Source organism: Streptococcus suis (genome assembly GCA_002831545.1).
Taxonomy (GTDB): domain Bacteria; phylum Bacillota; class Bacilli; order Lactobacillales; family Streptococcaceae; genus Streptococcus; species Streptococcus suis_P.
In genome coordinates this window covers 2567455-2583883 of sequence record CP025095.1, presented here as the reverse complement: position 1 = coordinate 2583883, position 16429 = coordinate 2567455, and the positions used below count along the sequence as shown (strand labels likewise).

Annotated in this window: 13 protein-coding genes and 1 pseudogene; 13 read left to right on the top strand and 1 reads right to left on the bottom strand. The window is 44.4% G+C overall.

The window, feature by feature from the left end:
- Positions 1-120 precede the first annotated feature (120 nt).
- Together CWM22_12640 and CWM22_12635 are read left to right on the top strand one after the other, a co-directional pair.
- Complete coding sequence (locus CWM22_12640) at positions 121-1044, top strand: metal transporter (GenBank protein ID AUC92679.1); 924 nt, start codon at positions 121-123, stop codon at positions 1042-1044.
- A gap of 26 nt (positions 1045-1070) precedes the next feature.
- Positions 1071-1196: a hypothetical protein gene (locus tag CWM22_12635; GenBank protein ID AUC92678.1), complete on the top strand. Its 126-nt coding sequence runs from the start codon at positions 1071-1073 to the stop codon at positions 1194-1196.
- Here the strand turns inward: CWM22_12635 and CWM22_12630 are convergent.
- Positions 1183-1542 (bottom strand): annotated as a pseudogene (locus CWM22_12630) (hypothetical protein). The gene CWM22_12635 and the pseudogene CWM22_12630 overlap by 14 nt on opposite strands.
- A gap of 43 nt (positions 1543-1585) precedes the next feature.
- Here CWM22_12630 and CWM22_12625 point away from each other — a divergent pair.
- From CWM22_12625 to CWM22_12575, 11 genes are all read left to right on the top strand, one after another.
- Positions 1586-2356, top strand: coding sequence for a metal ABC transporter ATP-binding protein (locus tag CWM22_12625; protein ID AUC92677.1), 771 nt, complete (start codon positions 1586-1588; stop codon positions 2354-2356).
- Positions 2349-3209 (top strand): zinc ABC transporter permease, encoded by an 861-nt coding sequence (locus CWM22_12620; GenBank protein ID AUC92676.1) that lies wholly within the window; start codon positions 2349-2351, stop codon positions 3207-3209. The genes CWM22_12625 and CWM22_12620 overlap by 8 nt, the downstream gene beginning before the upstream one ends.
- The gene (locus CWM22_12615; protein AUC92675.1) at positions 3202-4041 is read left to right on the top strand and encodes a metal ABC transporter permease; all 840 of its coding nucleotides are present in this window, start codon (positions 3202-3204) and stop codon (positions 4039-4041) included. Before CWM22_12620 ends, CWM22_12615 begins: the two co-directional genes overlap by 8 nt.
- A gap of 56 nt (positions 4042-4097) precedes the next feature.
- Complete coding sequence (locus tag CWM22_12610; GenBank protein ID AUC92674.1) at positions 4098-5990, top strand: endopeptidase; 1893 nt, start codon at positions 4098-4100, stop codon at positions 5988-5990.
- Positions 5991-6261: 271 nt separating this feature from the next.
- The gene (locus CWM22_12605; protein ID AUC92673.1) at positions 6262-8103 is read left to right on the top strand and encodes a glycosyltransferase; all 1842 of its coding nucleotides are present in this window, start codon (positions 6262-6264) and stop codon (positions 8101-8103) included.
- 178 nt (positions 8104-8281) lie between these two features.
- Positions 8282-9115, top strand: a complete 834-nt coding sequence (locus tag CWM22_12600; GenBank protein AUC92672.1) for an endonuclease — start codon at positions 8282-8284, stop codon at positions 9113-9115.
- 9 nt (positions 9116-9124) lie between these two features.
- Complete coding sequence (locus tag CWM22_12595; GenBank protein AUC92671.1) at positions 9125-9433, top strand: hypothetical protein; 309 nt, start codon at positions 9125-9127, stop codon at positions 9431-9433.
- 242 nt (positions 9434-9675) lie between these two features.
- Entirely contained in the window at positions 9676-12177 is a 2502-nt protein-coding gene (locus CWM22_12590) for a leucine--tRNA ligase (protein ID AUC92670.1), read from the top strand.
- A 315-nt stretch (positions 12178-12492) separates the two neighbouring features.
- On the top strand, positions 12493-13881 hold the full coding sequence (locus CWM22_12585; protein ID AUC92669.1) for a 6-phospho-beta-glucosidase: 1389 nt from the start codon (positions 12493-12495) through the stop codon (positions 13879-13881).
- A complete protein-coding gene (locus tag CWM22_12580) occupies positions 13868-15268 on the top strand; it encodes a 6-phospho-beta-glucosidase (GenBank protein ID AUC92668.1) in 1401 nt (466 codons plus the stop codon). Before CWM22_12585 ends, CWM22_12580 begins: the two co-directional genes overlap by 14 nt.
- 8 nt (positions 15269-15276) lie before the next feature.
- Entirely contained in the window at positions 15277-16386 is a 1110-nt protein-coding gene (locus tag CWM22_12575; GenBank protein ID AUC92667.1) for a DUF871 domain-containing protein, read from the top strand.
- Positions 16387-16429 lie beyond the last annotated feature (43 nt).

The following is a 16429-nucleotide window of genomic DNA, read 5'->3' as shown; positions in this document are numbered from 1 at the left end:
CTCGCTTTCTACTGAAACTATTATATCAAAAAATTTAAAAATCAGTTGACAAAATGAATTTTTTAGCTTAATCTAATTATATAGTTAGGTATGCTTAATAAAAATAAAAGGAGAACCTATATGAAGAAAATATTGTTCAGTTTTGCTCTGCTATTGTCCCTAATAGGGCTAGGAGCTTGTCGTCCATCGCAAACCACAGAAGGCTCTAGTAAGCCAAGAGTGGCTGTGACTACTTCCTTCCTCGATGACATGGTCTATCAGTTGGCGGGTGATGAGGTGGAACGTGATTTGCTGATTCCAGCAGGAGAAGACCCTCATTTGTACGTAGCCAAATCTAGTGATTTATCAAAATTACAAAAGGCTGACCTTGTTCTCTACCACGGTTTGCACTTTGAAGGTAAAATGGTTGAAGCTTTGGAGAAGACCGGAGTAGCTGTTTCTAAAAACTTTAATGCAAAAGACTTGAATACGATGGATGAGGATGGAGAAGAGATTGTCGATCCGCACTTCTGGTTTTCAATTCCCTTGTACAAGTCAGCTGTAGCTGTAGCTTCAGAGGAACTACAAAAACTCTTACCTGCTAAAGCTGAGATGATTCAGAAAAATGCAGAAAAATACCAAGCGCAGCTAGATGATTTGCATGCCTGGGTAGAAAAAGAATTAAGTGTGATTCCAAAAGAAAGTCGCTATTTGGTAACACCACATGATGCCTTTAATTACTTTGCTGCTAGTTATGACTTCACTCTCTATGCTCCTCAAGGCGTGAGCACCGACTCAGAAGTGGCTAACAGTGACATGATTGAGACAGTTAACCTAATCATTGACCATAATATCAAGGCTATCTTTACAGAGTCTACAACTAATCCAGAACGCATGGAGAAATTGCAAGAGGCAGTAAAAGCCAAAGGCGGTCAGGTTGAAGTTGTTACTGGCGAAGGTAAGGAGTTGTTCTCAGATTCCTTGGCACCAGAAGGCGAGGAAGGGGATACCTTTATCGACATGTACAAACATAATGTTAAACTGATGGTTAAATATCTGAAATAGTACAAATCCAACGGACTTACTATTCAATGAAGACTAGAGATATTACCAAAGATAGAGTTGATAGGTACCGATATGAGGGACAATCAATTGTTTCGAGCACAAGCGGTATAGGACTCTTTCTATTGGAGGTGGCAACGCTTGGGGGAGGATAGGCGTTAGTAGCAAATCACACCAGTTATTGAGGTCCTTGACTAGAAATACTGTTTGTAGACCTCGATGATCTTGGTTCACAGCATCAGTAGTCTGTGCGTGAATAGGGATTTCAAATGAGTAGTAAAAAGGACTCGGTCTAGGTCGAGTTCTTTCCGTTTTTGGACCGTTTTTAACAGATTTATAAACATACGATTGAAGGAAGCATTGGTGCTCTACGAAAATCAAATTCATGTACTGATGTGTTGAAATAAGCGATGTATAGGGTTTGCCAGCAATTTGTTGGTACGGTATCTTAATCTTATCGACTTTCTCAACTTGGTAGGTTGGTCCGATTTTGATTTTCATTGAGTATGAATGAGGTATATCATTTTAAAAAATAGGAGGAAATATGTCAGCAATCATTGAATTAAAAGATGTCAATTTAGCATATTCAGCCAGCCAGACCATGGCTTTAGAAAATGTCAATTTGGTGATTCCCAGAGGGAGTCGGACGGCTATTGTTGGGCCGAATGGTGCTGGGAAGTCTAGTCTATTCAAGGTCATTTTGGGGTTGGAAAAACCTGACACAGGGCAGGTTCGCTTGCTTGGTCAGGAGGCAGGTCTAGAGAGGTTGATTGCTCAAAAAGTAGCCTATATTCCCCAATCCAGTCAAGTAAACTGGCAATTTCCTGCAACAGTTTTTGAAATTGTTCTGATGGGACGCTTCGCTCATAGTAAGGGAATGTTTAGAAGATCGACTAAGGCTGATAGACAGATTGTTGAGCAGGCTCTAGAACGGTTAAAAATTGCGGATTTACGCCATCGTCAGATTGATCAGCTTTCAGGCGGGCAGCGTCAGCGGGTCTTTCTAGCCAGAGCCCTGGCACAAGAAGCAGAATTGTATCTTATGGATGAGCCTCTGGCAGGGATTGATCAGGCAACAGAAATCATGATCATGGATATGCTCAAGGAGTTCCAATGTGAAGGGAAAACTTCCATTGTCATTCATCATGACTTAACGACGCTGGATGCCTACTTTGATCACCTTGTCTGGCTTCATAAGCATGTGATTGACTCTGGTCCGATGGATGAGACTTTGACAAGTGAGAATTATCAGGCGACCTACGGCATAGGAAATGGGCTGTTTTTAGGAAATGCCAAAGGAGGCAGTCATGTTTGAGGTTTTCAAAGAGTATTCTTTCTGGACAGTTGCTTTAGGGACCGTCAGCCTAGCTGTAGCAGCCAGCACTATCGGAAGTATATCTGTTCTTACTAAACAGAGTTTGCTTGGGGATGCTCTGGGGCATGCTTCTTATCCTGGAGTGATTGTCTCTTTCATGATTTTTCAGTCGCGACATCCTCTCTACTTGCTGTTAGGAGCAGTGTTGTCAGGCTACCTTTCTTATGCACTTGTCCATTGGCTGCGTCGAAAAGGTGGTCACAGTCTAGTCAATGCCCTTTCATTGGTGTCTGCTTCTTTCTTTGGTTTGGGAATGGTCTTGAAAAATGCTATTCAGGGAAATGAAGCCTTTGCAGGGGCTTCCCAAGCTGGATTGCAAACCTATCTATTTGGACAGGCAGCCTTTATTCAGCTGGATGATGTGATACTCATCGGAATTATTTCACTATTGGCTTTGGCATTGTTTGCTTTCTTTTATCAAGACTATAAGCTATATCTGTTTGATCAAACTTTTGCAAGGGTTATTGGTGTTCGTGTAAGGTACTTGCAGCAGTTGACGATGTTTTTGATGATTTGCCTAATTGCAGTAGGATTAAAGCTAGTCGGAGCTATTTTGATGAGTAGTTTTTTGATTGCACCAGCTGTCTTTGGCTTGATGCTGGGAAAATCGTATCATAAGAGTCTGTTACTGGCAGGAATCGTTGCAATTGGGTCGGCTTTCGTAGGGACCTGGATTAGCTCCAGTGTATCTGGTTTGTCGACCGGACCGACTATTATCGTCTGTCTGACAGGTCTGACCCTGTCTGCATTTGTGTATGTTACCTATGTCAGAAAGGAGAATGGTCGTGTTTGAAGTATTACTCATTTTGATGGTTATTGCTAGTTCTTGTGGCTTGCTCGGCTCGATACTGGTTGTAAAAAATCAATCAATGTTGGCAGATGCGCTATCGCATTCTGTCTTGCTTGGGATTGTTCTGGGATTTTTTATTAGTCATAGTTTGGATTCGCCATTGCTAATAGTTGGTGCCAGTCTGTTTGGGTTATTATCGGTTCTTGCCATTGACCGTCTGCATAGTCGAAAGATAGCGCATGATGCCGCAACAGGTCTAGTTTTTTCTTTCTTTTTTGCGGTGGCGGTTTTGCTTATTTCTCTTTTTGCTCGCAATGTTCACTTGGATGTGGATCTGGTTTTGCAGGGGGAAGTACTTTTTGCTCCGCTCCATCGTATGGATGTTCTAGCCTGGTCACTCCCTGTTAGTCTGGTCAAGTCGAGTTTGGTTTGGTTGGTTATTGTTCTATTTTTTGTTTGGGCTTACCATCGTTTACAAGTGCACCTATTTGACAGCAACCATGCTCGTTTGTCTGGCTTACGAACAAGGATTTTAGAAATGGTTATTTTGATTCTAGTTTCCTTAACCACTGTTCTGGCCTTTGAAGCGATTGGCTCGATGACTGTTATTGTTTTCTTGGTGGCACCAAGTATGGCTGCCCTACGTTGGGTCAAATCCTTCTGGCAATTGCTTCTTTTAGGGCAAGGTATCGCTATTTTAACGGTTGTGCTAGGTTTTTTAGTGGCCAATCAACTGGATTTAACCATGTCAGGGACCTGTGCCGTTGTCAGCCTTCTTGTGGTTTGTTCGAGTATTATTCTAAAAAATACTTGGTCATGGTCACCTGATAAGTGAAATTGTCAGAATTTTTTGTTATTATAGTCATTAAGAAAGACAAAGGAGAAAAATCAATGACACGTTTACAAGATGATTTTTACGAATACGTCAATGGTGAATGGGCAAAAACAGCCGTGATTCCAGACGATAAGCCAAGAACAGGTGGTTTCTCAGACCTGGCGGACGAGATTGAAAAGCTCATGATTGACACGACAAACGCTTGGTTGGCGGGAGAAGATGTCCCAGAAGATAGCGTTTTGCAAAACTTTGTGGCTTTTCACAAACAAGTAGCTGACTATGAAACCCGTGACCGTTTGGGGGCAAAACCAGCACAAGCCTTGATTGCAGAGTACAAGGCACTCAACTCTTTCGAAGAATTCACCAGCAAGTTGGCAGAATATGAGTTGGCAGGTAAGCCAAACTTCATGCCTTTTGGGGTGTCGCCTGACTTTATGGATGCCCAGACCAATGTGCTTTGGGCCTATGGCATAGCGACCATTTTGCCGGATACGACCTACTATGCTGACGGGCATGAGAAGGGAGCTGCACTGCTCAAGACTTGGCGAGAGTGTCAGGAAGCTCTCTTGCCTAAGTTTGGTTTCAGCGATGAAGAAATTGCAGAGCTCTTGGATAAGGTCTTGGCCTTGGATGCAATTGTAGCTAAATATGTTCTGTCAAACGAAGAGGGGTCAGAGTATGCCAAGCTCTATCATCCATACAAATGGGAAGAATTTGCGGCCTTGGTACCAAACCTGCCTTTGACAGCTTTCTTTGAGGAACTTTTAGGACAGGTGCCTGATAAGATTATCGTTCCAGAGGAGCGTTTCTGGCAGGCGGCTAATGAGATTTACAGTCCTGAAAACTGGGACTTGCTCAAGGCTGGTTTGGTATTTGCGGCGACTCGTTCCTATACCTCTTTCCTATCAGACGAGATTCGGATTTTGGACGGAGCTTATTCTCGTGCCCTTTCTGGTACGCCGCAGGCTCAGAATAGGGAAAAGGCAGCCTACAACCTTGCTCAAGGTTTCTTTAGTCAGGCCTTGGGGCTCTGGTATGCAGGGGAAAAATTCTCACCAGAGGCTAAGGCGGATGTGGAAGCCAAGGTTGCCAAGATGATTGAGGTGTATAAATCTCGCTTGGAAACGGCAGATTGGTTGGCTCAAGAGACGCGTGACAAAGCCATTGTCAAACTTAATGTCATCAAGCCTTACATCGGCTACCCAGAAGCCTTGCCAGAGCGTTATTATAAGAAGATTATTGACCCAAGCAAGTCCTTGGTGGAAAATGCCATTGAGCTAAACAAGATTGACATCGCTCATGGTTGGAGCAAGTGGAACAAGCCTGTGGACATTAAGGAATGGGGCATGCCAGCTCACATGGTCAACGCCTACTACAATCCACAGAAGAACTTGATTGTCTTTCCAGCAGCCATTTTGCAGGCGCCATTCTACTCTCTGGAGCAGTCTTCATCAGCTAACTACGGCGGTATCGGTGCGGTTATTGCCCACGAGATTTCCCATGCCTTTGACTCAAACGGTGCCTCCTTTGATGAGAATGGTAGTCTCAATAACTGGTGGACAGAGGAAGATTATGCAGCCTTTGAGGCCCGTACCCAGCAGGTCATCGACCAGTTTGAGGGTCAGGATTCTTACGGTGCCAAAATCAATGGTAAATTGACCGTGTCAGAAAATATTGCCGACCTTGGTGGGATTGCAGCAGCCTTAGAAGCAGCGAAGTCGGAGGACGACTTCTCCGCAGAAGAGTTTTTCACCAACTTTGCTCGCATCTGGCGGATGAAGGCCCGTCCTGAGTTCATGCAGATGTTGGCTAGTGTGGATGTCCACGCACCAGGTCACCTACGCACCAACATCCAGTTGCCAAACTTCGATGAATTCCATGAAACGTTTGGCGTTCAAGAAGGCGACGGCATGTGGCGTGCAAAAGAAGACCGCGTGATTATTTGGTAAAACAGACAAAGAAGCTGGGCATAAAGTCCAGCCTCGCTTCTTAGAGTTCGTGTCAACATCTCAGCGCAGTGGTTGATTGGCAGATTTGTTCGTATTTCACACTCCAAATCTGACCTAATCAACTGTGCGGGGGTGGGAAGACGAACTCTTTTTTTGACTAGTCGAGTTCTTTCCCACTCCCTTTTTCTTGTGGGGAATAGCCCTCTCTAGTCGACATTGTTCCAGAATATTAATTATGGTACAATAACAAAAAATGTTTTTCGGAGGAGATATGAAAACAGGAAAGAAGGTTTCAACCAGTTGGGCTTTTCGTGGTCGGATCGTCTGGCTCTTTACCAAATACCAATTGCTTAGTAAGGGGCTGTTGGCTCTGGTTATTTATCCCTTGTATTCCTTTGCCATTGATACTTTTTTAGCCTTATCTGGGCGGACAGGGATTTCCAGTGGTGACTATATATCCTTTCTCTTGAGCTTCCAAGGAGTTGGTTTCCTTTTGGCAACCCTAGTCATGATGGTGATTTTGATTGGCTTAGATATCAACACCTTTATCTTGACCAGTGCTCTTGTAAAGGAAGAAAAGATTGAAATGACTGCTCGGCACATGCTCTGGCTGGGCTTGACCTCCCTCAAGTCCCTCTTTAGTCCAGCTGGTCTATTGCTCATGGTCTATGTGTCCTTGATTTTCCCGCTCTTGGGCTTGGGTGTCACCATTGGCCCCATGAAGCAGTTCCAGATTCCCAACTTTATCACTTCGGTGATTTATGCCAATCCTCTTTACCTGTCACTTTATGCAGGGGTACTCTTGGTTTTGACCTATCTGAGCTATCGACTGATATTCACCTTCCACTATGTCCTCATTGGTGGGAAAACGATTGGTTCAGCTATTCGCTCCTCTCTTGATTTGACAAAGAAATACGGTCGAGCGCTCATCAAGCGACTTGTCGGGATTTTTGTGAAAAATGGCCTTGTCTACTTTGTCCCTCTCCTTGTTGCCTTGGTAGCCCTACTTGCCTATGTTTTGGTCAGTCAGGCAGAGCAGACCAATCAAAGTCGTTTGTATCTCTTGTTTATCCTCCTTGTAGTCGTGGATATTGTCAGCTTTCTGACCTTCCTCTTTCCGCCGATGATGATTTATCGAGTGACGGATGCCTTTTATGATTACGAAGAGGCTGAGGGACGTACTGTAGCGGTTCCTCTTTCGACCAAGGCCAGTAAGTGGCGGGAGGATATTCTACCGACCATTCGCCTGCGTACCAAGTTTTGGGTGACCGGTTTGATTCTCTTTATCTTGGCAGGAAATTTTTGCTTTGCTTACTTGTTGGTGCAGCATTTTGACACGATTTTCCGTGTGAATCGTGAGATTGCCTTAGTCGCCCACCGTGGTGGAGGTGACCTGGGTGCTGAAAATACGATTGCAGGTATTTTAGCGGCTGCGGAGGAAGGGGTGGCTTGGTCTGAGATTGATATTCAACGGACCAAAGACGGTCACTATGTCCTCAATCATGACGGTGATTTCAAGCGTGTTGCTGGCGACAGCCGTAGCTCTAGCCAGATGACTCTGGCTGAAATCCAGAGCTTGCAGGTTGCGGATGCTTTTGACAGTAGCCGTCCAGCTCAGCCTGTTCCCACGATTGAGGAGGTTATCGAAGCAAGTAAAGGCAAGATCGGCCTCTTTATCGAACTGAAGGGGAAAACAGCAGATAAGCAAATGGTGGATGACATTGTTGCCATGGTCAAGGCCTATGGTGTTGAAGAGGAAGTGGCTCTGCTGTCCTTGGACTACAAGCTGATTACCTACATCGAAGAAACCTATCCTGAGATGGTGTCTGGTTATCTCTATTACTTCTCCATCGGTCAGACAGAAGATTTGCAGGGCGATTATCTGATTATGGAAGAGGCAGAAGCTAGTCCAGAAAAGGTTGCCGACCTAAAAGCCCAAGGCAAGAAAGTTATCGTCTGGACAGTCAATACGGAAGAATCCATCCAACGCTTTGTCAATTCGGAAGTTGACGGTATTATCACGGACTATGTTCTTGATGTCAAGGCTGGCATCAAGGCGCGTGATGAACGGACGGATTTTGAAGTCATTGTGGATTCGGTTCTGGGTGAATAATATGAAAAAGGATAAGTTGCAACCTACTCGGTAGAATGCAATTATCCTTTTTTGTGTTGGTTCTTACGTAACTTTAGGAAGGTTTATCGTTTAGAGAGAAGAATTTGCCTTGATATACTACGTATACCAAGTATTGACTTACCAGTCAATACTTAACCCATAGGTAAAGGAGAAACTGATGAACACTTTGACCTTAAAAGATTTATTTCATTTTTCTGATGAAGCCTTACCCAAAGTAAAGCTACGTTTCCATGTCTGGGAAGGTAGTGTGGATTATACTAAGTCCTACTATCTAGCGGACAAGGAACAAGTAAATAATTGGAATATTTTTTACAATCCAGAAGGAAAAAACTATTTTCGTGTTGGAGAGATTGTGATCAACTTTATTAAAGTCGGTCACAATAAATGGTTATTAACAACGGTGAAGGAAATAACAGAACAGCTACCTGTCATCTCTGGGAAGTCTTATGAAGGAAAGGTGCAGGAGGAGTTTGCTGCTTATTTCGATCGCCTGATTATTGATTTTAAAGTTGGAATTTCAACGGTGCGTTATTTTGAACGTTCTGCAAAGGACATCGTTATTCGAGAACTGCTTCCTACACCTTGGACGGGGGATGACTTTCCTGGTTATGATAATATCCGTCTATCTTATTACCAACTGGATAGTATCTTCCGACTGCAAAAGCAGGATTGGTTAACAGCCCTTGGCAATCAAAAGGCTGTCTATTTATTGACAGATAGACAAACGGGCAAGCATTATGTTGGTTCTGCGACCGGTGATAGCGGCATGCTTTTGTCGCGTTGGCAATCCTATGTCAATAATGGTCACGGAGGTAATAAAGAATTACGTCAACTAATTAAGGATGAAGGTTTTGACTATATCAAGACCAATTTTCAATATAGCCTTTTAGAAAATTATAATGGAAAAGTAGATGATCATCTCATCTTAGCTCGTGAAGCTTGGTGGAAGGAAACCTTGCGGACGAGAGTTTTTGGTTACAATGCTAACTAGGGAGAAGCCATGAAGGTAACGAAAGTTGTTTTTACACCGCGTGTATCATTCGCGGATCAGGGGACGCTGAAATTTGTACTAAATAAATGGCGGCCAGAAGGATTTTTTGTCAGAGAGTTGGGAAAAGGAAATGGTAACTGGACGATTTATCGCCCAGGAAAAATAGAAGTAGAAATAGATGATGGTGGTGAAATCATCTGTTTAGATGTCACACGGCGGGTAAAAGAATTGTACAATCGTCAGCGTCTAACAGAGAAATTTGCTAAGGATATTGAATGTGATTTGCGAACAGGTAAACTATCTCTAGACGATTTATAAATGATGCGAAGGGAGGTGAGCATTATGCAAGAATGGATTGTGGTGGACCAATTTGGAAACCAGATTGCAGGACCATTTTTTGATAAACAGTCAGCAGAATTTTTTGCGAAAAACATTCCAAATGCAAGTGTGGAACGCAAGAAGTAATCTTTCTCTGTTAGCAGGTTTTTATTATCCTGCTTTTTTCTTTCCTAATTTCATGATATAATAGTAAAGATAATTTATTGACATGGAGAAATGACATGAGATTCTACAATCACAAGGAAATCGAGCCCAAATGGCAGGAATTTTGGGCGAAAAATCACACTTTTAAGACGGGAACAGATGCGGACAAGCCAAACTTTTACGCCCTAGATATGTTCCCTTATCCGTCTGGTGCGGGCTTGCACGTTGGTCACCCTGAGGGCTATACTGCGACGGACATTCTCAGTCGTTACAAGCGTGCCCAGGGCTACAACGTTCTTCACCCAATGGGTTGGGATGCCTTTGGTTTGCCAGCAGAGCAATACGCTATGGACACAGGTAATGACCCAGCTGACTTTACGGCGGAAAATATTGCCAACTTCAAACGTCAGATTAACGCCCTTGGCTTTTCTTACGACTGGGACCGCGAGGTCAATACGACAGACCCTAACTACTACAAGTGGACTCAGTGGATTTTCACCAAGTTATATGAAAAAGGCCTCGCCTACGAGGCAGAAGTGCCTGTCAACTGGGTAGAAGAATTGGGAACAGCTATCGCCAACGAAGAGGTCCTTCCTGACGGAACGTCTGAACGTGGTGGCTACCCCGTTGTCCGCAAGCCAATGCGTCAATGGATGTTGAAAATCACTGCCTACGCAGAACGCTTGCTCAACGACCTAGATGATGTTGATTGGCCAGAGTCTATTAAGGATATGCAACGCAACTGGATTGGTAAGTCAACTGGTGCCAATGTGACCTTCAAGATCAAGGACACAGACAAGGACTTCACAGTCTTTACAACTCGTCCTGACACCCTTTTCGGTGCCACCTATGCAGTTCTTGCTCCTGAGCATGACTTGGTAGATAGTATCACATCAGCTGAACAAGCAGAAGCTGTGGCAGAATACAAACGCCAAGCCTCTCTCAAATCAGACCTGGCTCGTACTGACTTGGCTAAAGACAAGACAGGTGTTTGGACTGGTGCCTACGCCATCAACCCTGTTAATAACAAAGAAATTCCAATCTGGATTGCGGACTATGTGCTGGCAAGTTACGGAACAGGTGCTATCATGGCCGTTCCCGCTCATGATGAGCGTGACTGGGAATTTGCCAAGCAGTTTGGCTTGGACATCATTCCAGTTCTGGAAGGTGGCAATGTAGAAGAAGCTCCTTACACAGAGGATGGTGCCCATATCAATTCTGATTTCCTAGATGGTCTTAACAAGGAAGAAGCTATTGCCCAAATGGTAGCTTGGCTGGAAGAAAATGGTGTCGGTCAGGAGAAAATTTCTTACCGCCTCCGTGACTGGCTCTTCAGCCGTCAGCGTTATTGGGGTGAGCCAATTCCAATCATCCACTGGGAAGATGGCACTTCCACAGCAGTACCAGAAAATGAGTTACCTCTGGTATTGCCAAAAACCTCAGACATCAAGCCTTCAGGTACAGGCGAATCACCGCTTGCTAACCTGACAGACTGGTTGGAAGTGGTGCGTGAAGACGGTGTTAAAGGTCGCCGTGAGACCAACACCATGCCACAATGGGCGGGCTCTAGCTGGTACTACCTCCGCTACATCGACCCGCACAACGATGAGAAATTGGCAGACGAGGAGCTTCTCAAAGCTTGGTTGCCAGTGGACATCTACATCGGTGGTGCTGAGCACGCAGTCCTTCACCTGCTCTACGCTCGCTTCTGGCACAAGTTCCTCTATGATATCGGCGTTGTGCCGACCAAAGAGCCCTTCCAAAAACTCTTTAACCAGGGCATGATTTTGGGGACCAGCTACCGTGACAGCCGTGGTGCCCTTGTAGCGACAGATAAAGTTGAAAAACGTGACGGTTCCTTCTTCCACATCGAGACTGGTGAGGAGTTGGAGCAGGCACCTGCCAAGATGTCTAAGTCTCTTAAAAACGTGGTTAACCCAGATGATGTGGTCGAGCAATTCGGTGCGGACACCCTCCGTGTCTACGAGATGTTCATGGGCCCACTTGATGCGTCAATCGCCTGGTCAGAAGAAGGACTCGAGGGCAGCCGTAAGTTCCTTGACCGTGTTTATCGCCTCTTGACTACCAAGGAGCTTGTGGCGGAAAATAGCGGAGCGCTTGATAAAGTTTACAATGAAACTGTGAAGACAGTGACTGAGCATATTGAAGACTTGAAATTCAACACGGCTATCGCCCAGCTCATGATTTTTGTCAACGCAGCCAACAAAGAAGACAAGCTTTACGTCGAATACGCCAAAGGCTTTGTTCAATTGATTGCCCCATTTGCGCCACACTTGGCAGAAGAACTCTGGCAGGGTCTGGCAAATACTGGCCAGTCAATCAGCTATGTCGCATGGCCAACATATGACGAAAGCAAGCTGGTAGAAAGCGAAGTGGAAATCGTTGTCCAAATCAAGGGTAAAGTAAAAGCTCGCTTGACTGTAGCCAAAGACCTAGCACCAGCTGAACTTGAAAAAGTTGCCCTTGCGGACGAAAAAGTCCAGGCTGAAATCGCTGGTCAAACAGTGGTGAAGGTGATTAGTGTACCAAATAAGTTGGTTAATATTGTTGTGAAGTAACCAATTTATTTGCTCATTTCCTACCTCCAACAGTCTATCCGCAGACTGTTGGAGCCAAACAAACTTGTCAATATCGTTACCAAATAACGCTTGCCTCGTTTGTTTGTCTATTTCCAACCTCCAACAGTTCACTGGACTGTTGGAGCCAACTAAATTGGTTAATATTGTTGTGAAATAAATGTAAATAATAAGAAAACGACTTCCGTATTGGAGGTCGTTTTTGGCTGTCTTGAGGGGAGTTTCCTTTATATTACGGAAAAAGACAGGAAGTGTACGCGTTTACAAAAGGTAGAAACAGGAATATAATAAGAATATATGAATAAAAAAGGAGAACAGGTCGTGAAATCAATCAAATTAGTCACGCTCGGTGGCGGATCGAGCTATACTCCTGAGCTAGTTGAAGGGATGATTTTGCGGCATCAGCAACTACCCATTCGAGAATGGTGGTTTGTAGATGTTGAAGCTGGGGTGGAAAAGCAGAAGATAGTTGTTGATTTGGCACGTCGAATGGTCAGAATGGCTGGATTAGACTGGAAAATAGAGGAGACACTGGATCGAAGGGCTGCTTTGAAGGGAGCAGACTTTGTGACATCTCAGTTCCGAGTTGGTCAGTTACAGGCACGCTATATCGATGAGACAATTCCTCTAAGTCATGGTCTACTTGGACAGGAAACCAATGGGGCAGGTGGCATCTTTAAGGCATTTCGGACCATAGAGGCTTACAAGGGTATCATTGCAGATATGAAAGATCTATGTCCAGATGCTTGGTTGATTAATTTTACCAATCCTGCAGGCATAGTAACGGAAGCGATTGTTAATGAACTGCAGTGGAACAGGGTAATTGGCTTATGCAATATTCCGATTGGTCAGAAAAAGACGGCAGCTCAGCTTTTGAATCTGCCTGAGGAATCGATTCAAACCAATCATGTTGGATTAAACCATTTCCATTTTCATGAAGTTTGGGATCAGACTGGCCAGAATCGTACTGGTGAAGTCATGGAAGCTTTATACGGTGACTCAAGAGGGAATCAGGAGGTTGTTAAAAATATTACCAATTTAGATTTTTCATTCCCCTTCTTGCAGTCGATTGGTCTGTTGCCCTGTGATTACCACCGTTACTACTTTTTAGAAAAGGAGATGTTGGCAGATACCTTAGACCAGTATCGTCAAGGGAAGGTGCGGGCTCAGGTTGTTCAAGAGGTCGAAGAAGAGTTGTTTGAGCTCTACAGGGATTCAAATTTGGACTATAAGCCTAAGCAACTGGAGCAACGTGGTGGTGCTTATTACAGCGATGTTGCCTGTCAACTCATTTGTGCTATATACAACGACAGCAAGGAAATTATGACGGTTTCGACGGTTAATAGGGGAGTGATTTCTTATCTGCCAGAGGATTGCGTAGTTGAAGTCTCATCTGTCATTACTGCCCAGGGTGCGCTTCCTTTGGTATGTCCCAAAACACCGATGGTGGTCAGGGGTTACTTGCAGCAAATGAAGCAAATGGAGTTGGCAACTGTTGGGGCTGCAATGACAGGAGACTACGCTTTGGCTTTACAGGCTTTTGCTCTCAATCCTCTGATTCCGAATGGAGAATTGGCAGAGCGTGTCTTACAAGAATTACTAGTGGCACATGAGGCGTACTTGCCACAATTTAGGAGTGTCATCGATCAGATAAAGAAGAAAGGAATTGGTTATGACAGAGGATAAGGTAGTTTATCAGTTTCCAGAAGGTTTTTTGTGGGGGACTTCTACATCGGGTCCGCAGAGTGAGGGGACTGAGCTGGGCGATGGAAAAGGACAGAATAATTGGGACTACTGGTACAGCATTGAGCCAGAACGTTTCCATGGGAAAGTAGGTCCAGAGAGGACTTCCACTTTCTATAAGAATTTCAAAAAGGATATCGAGTTATTGGTTGAAACTGGACACACAGTATTTAGGACATCGATTCAGTGGTCACGGTTATTTCCCAAAGGCGTTGGTGAGGTCAATCAGGAGGCTGTGACTTTTTATCGTTCTGTATTTTCTTTGATAAAAGAAAAAGGGATTCAGTTGTTTGTTAATCTCTATCATTTTGATCTTCCCTATGCTTTGCAGGAGCAAGGAGGCTGGGAGAACAAGGACATTGTTTGGGCATATGAAGCCTATGCTCGTACTTGTTTTGAATTGTTTGACGACCTAGTAGATCGTTGGATTACCTTTAATGAGCCGATTGTTCCAGTTGAGTGCGGCTATCTAGGGGATTATCATTATCCTTGTAAGGTAGATGCCAAGGCGGCGGTTGCTGTTGCCTACCATACTCAGTTGGCTAGTTCCTTGGCAGTAAAAGCCTGTCATGAAGTGAATCCGGAGAAGAAAATTGCAATTGTCCTGAATCTGACACCGGCCTATCCTCGAAGTGAGCATCCTGATGATGTCAAGGCAGCTAAAATAGCTGAGCTCTTCCAAACCAAGAGCTTCTTAGATCCTTCTGTATTGGGAGAATACCCGAGGGACTTGGTTGACTTGATTGAGGAATACGGATTGAGTCCTGAAACCAGCGAGGAAGAGCTGACGATTATTAGGGAAAATCGGGTAGATTTTTTAGGTGTCAACTATTACCAACCCCTTCGTGTACAGGCGCCGACAAAGGTCTGGAAAGAGGGAGAGGTTTTGACTCCAGAGCACTTCTTCGCACCTTACGATATGCCAGGGAAAAAAATCAATCCGCATCGAGGCTGGGAAATCTATGAAAAAGGAATCTACGATATCGCAATCAATATTCGGGACCAATACAACAATATTGAGTGGTTAGTCACTGAAAATGGTATGGGAGTAGAGGGTGAAGTGGCTTTCCGGCAAGATGAGGTCATTCAGGATGATTATCGGATTGAATTTATCGAAGATCACTTGATAGAATTACATCGGGCTATTGAGGAAGGGGTTAACTGTAAAGGTTATATGTTGTGGACCTTTATTGATTGTTGGTCGTGGCTCAATGCCTACAAAAATCGTTATGGGCTGGTCGAGTTGGATTTGGAGACTCAGGAGCGTAGGATTAAAAAATCAGGTCGTTGGTTTAAGGCACTGAGTGATGCCAATGGATTTAGTCGTTAGGAGGAGTAATGGTTCAATTTGGTTTTTCAATCTATCCAGAAAACTATTCATTGGAAGAGTCTAAGGCTTATATAGACTTGCTGGGGCGTTATGGAGCACGGCGAATGTTTATGAGCCTCTTGCAGCTTGGGGGGAATGCCCAAGAAGCCTTGCAACTCTATCGGGACTTGATTGCCTATGCTCATCAGTTGGGGATAGTCGTGATTGCGGATCTTAGTCCGAGTTTTATAGAGGCACAGGGCTGGCAAAAATCACTCATTGAAGAAGCCCATGGTTTAGGGCTGACAGGGATTCGTCTGGATGAGGCCTTGCCTTTGGAGGAGATTGTCAGCTTGACACAGAATCCTTACGGGCTCAAGATTGAACTAAATCTGAGTACCGATAAGGTCTTACTGACGCAACTGCTAGCTAGTGACGCAAATAGGGATAACATTGTTGCCTGTCATAATTTCTATCCACACGCCTATACAGGACTAGCAGAAGAGCATTTTTTAGAAATGTCTTCTTTCTATCACCAAGAAGGCATACAGACGGCAGCTTTTGTGACTGCCCAGTCTGCAACGGAAGGACCGTGGCCTTTATCTGAAGGTCTACCAACTTTAGAAGACCATCGGTTCCTGCCTCTTCCTTTGCAAATTGCTTGGATGAAGGCGACAGGTTTAATTGATTCAATTTTGATTTCCAATCAGTTCATCTCGGAGGAGGAGCTACAGTCTATTCAATCTATCTTGGAAGAAGAGGACATTTGTTTACCTGTAGAACTTACTGGGCAAGTGACAGCTGTGGAGCGGGAAATCATTGAGTTTGATCATGTTTATCGTGGGGACATTTCAGCTTACCTACTTCGGTCGACCATGCCCCGTATTGTCTACAAGAATGCTGCTATTCCTGCACATACAGACAGGGAAATACTTGTGCAGCGAGGGGATGTCTTGATTGACAATGACCTATATGGTCGTTACAAGGGAGAGTTACAAATAGCTTTGAGGGAGTTCACCGTTAGTTCAAAAGTGAATCGGGTTGGACGAATTTGCCCTGACTATCTGCCCTTGCTCACTTTTATCAAGCCTTGGCAATCCTTTCGATTGCGAATCGTTGCGTCCGATTCCTTTCATTAACAATACGGAAAAAAAGAGAACCCTTGTAGCCTGAGGATATGCT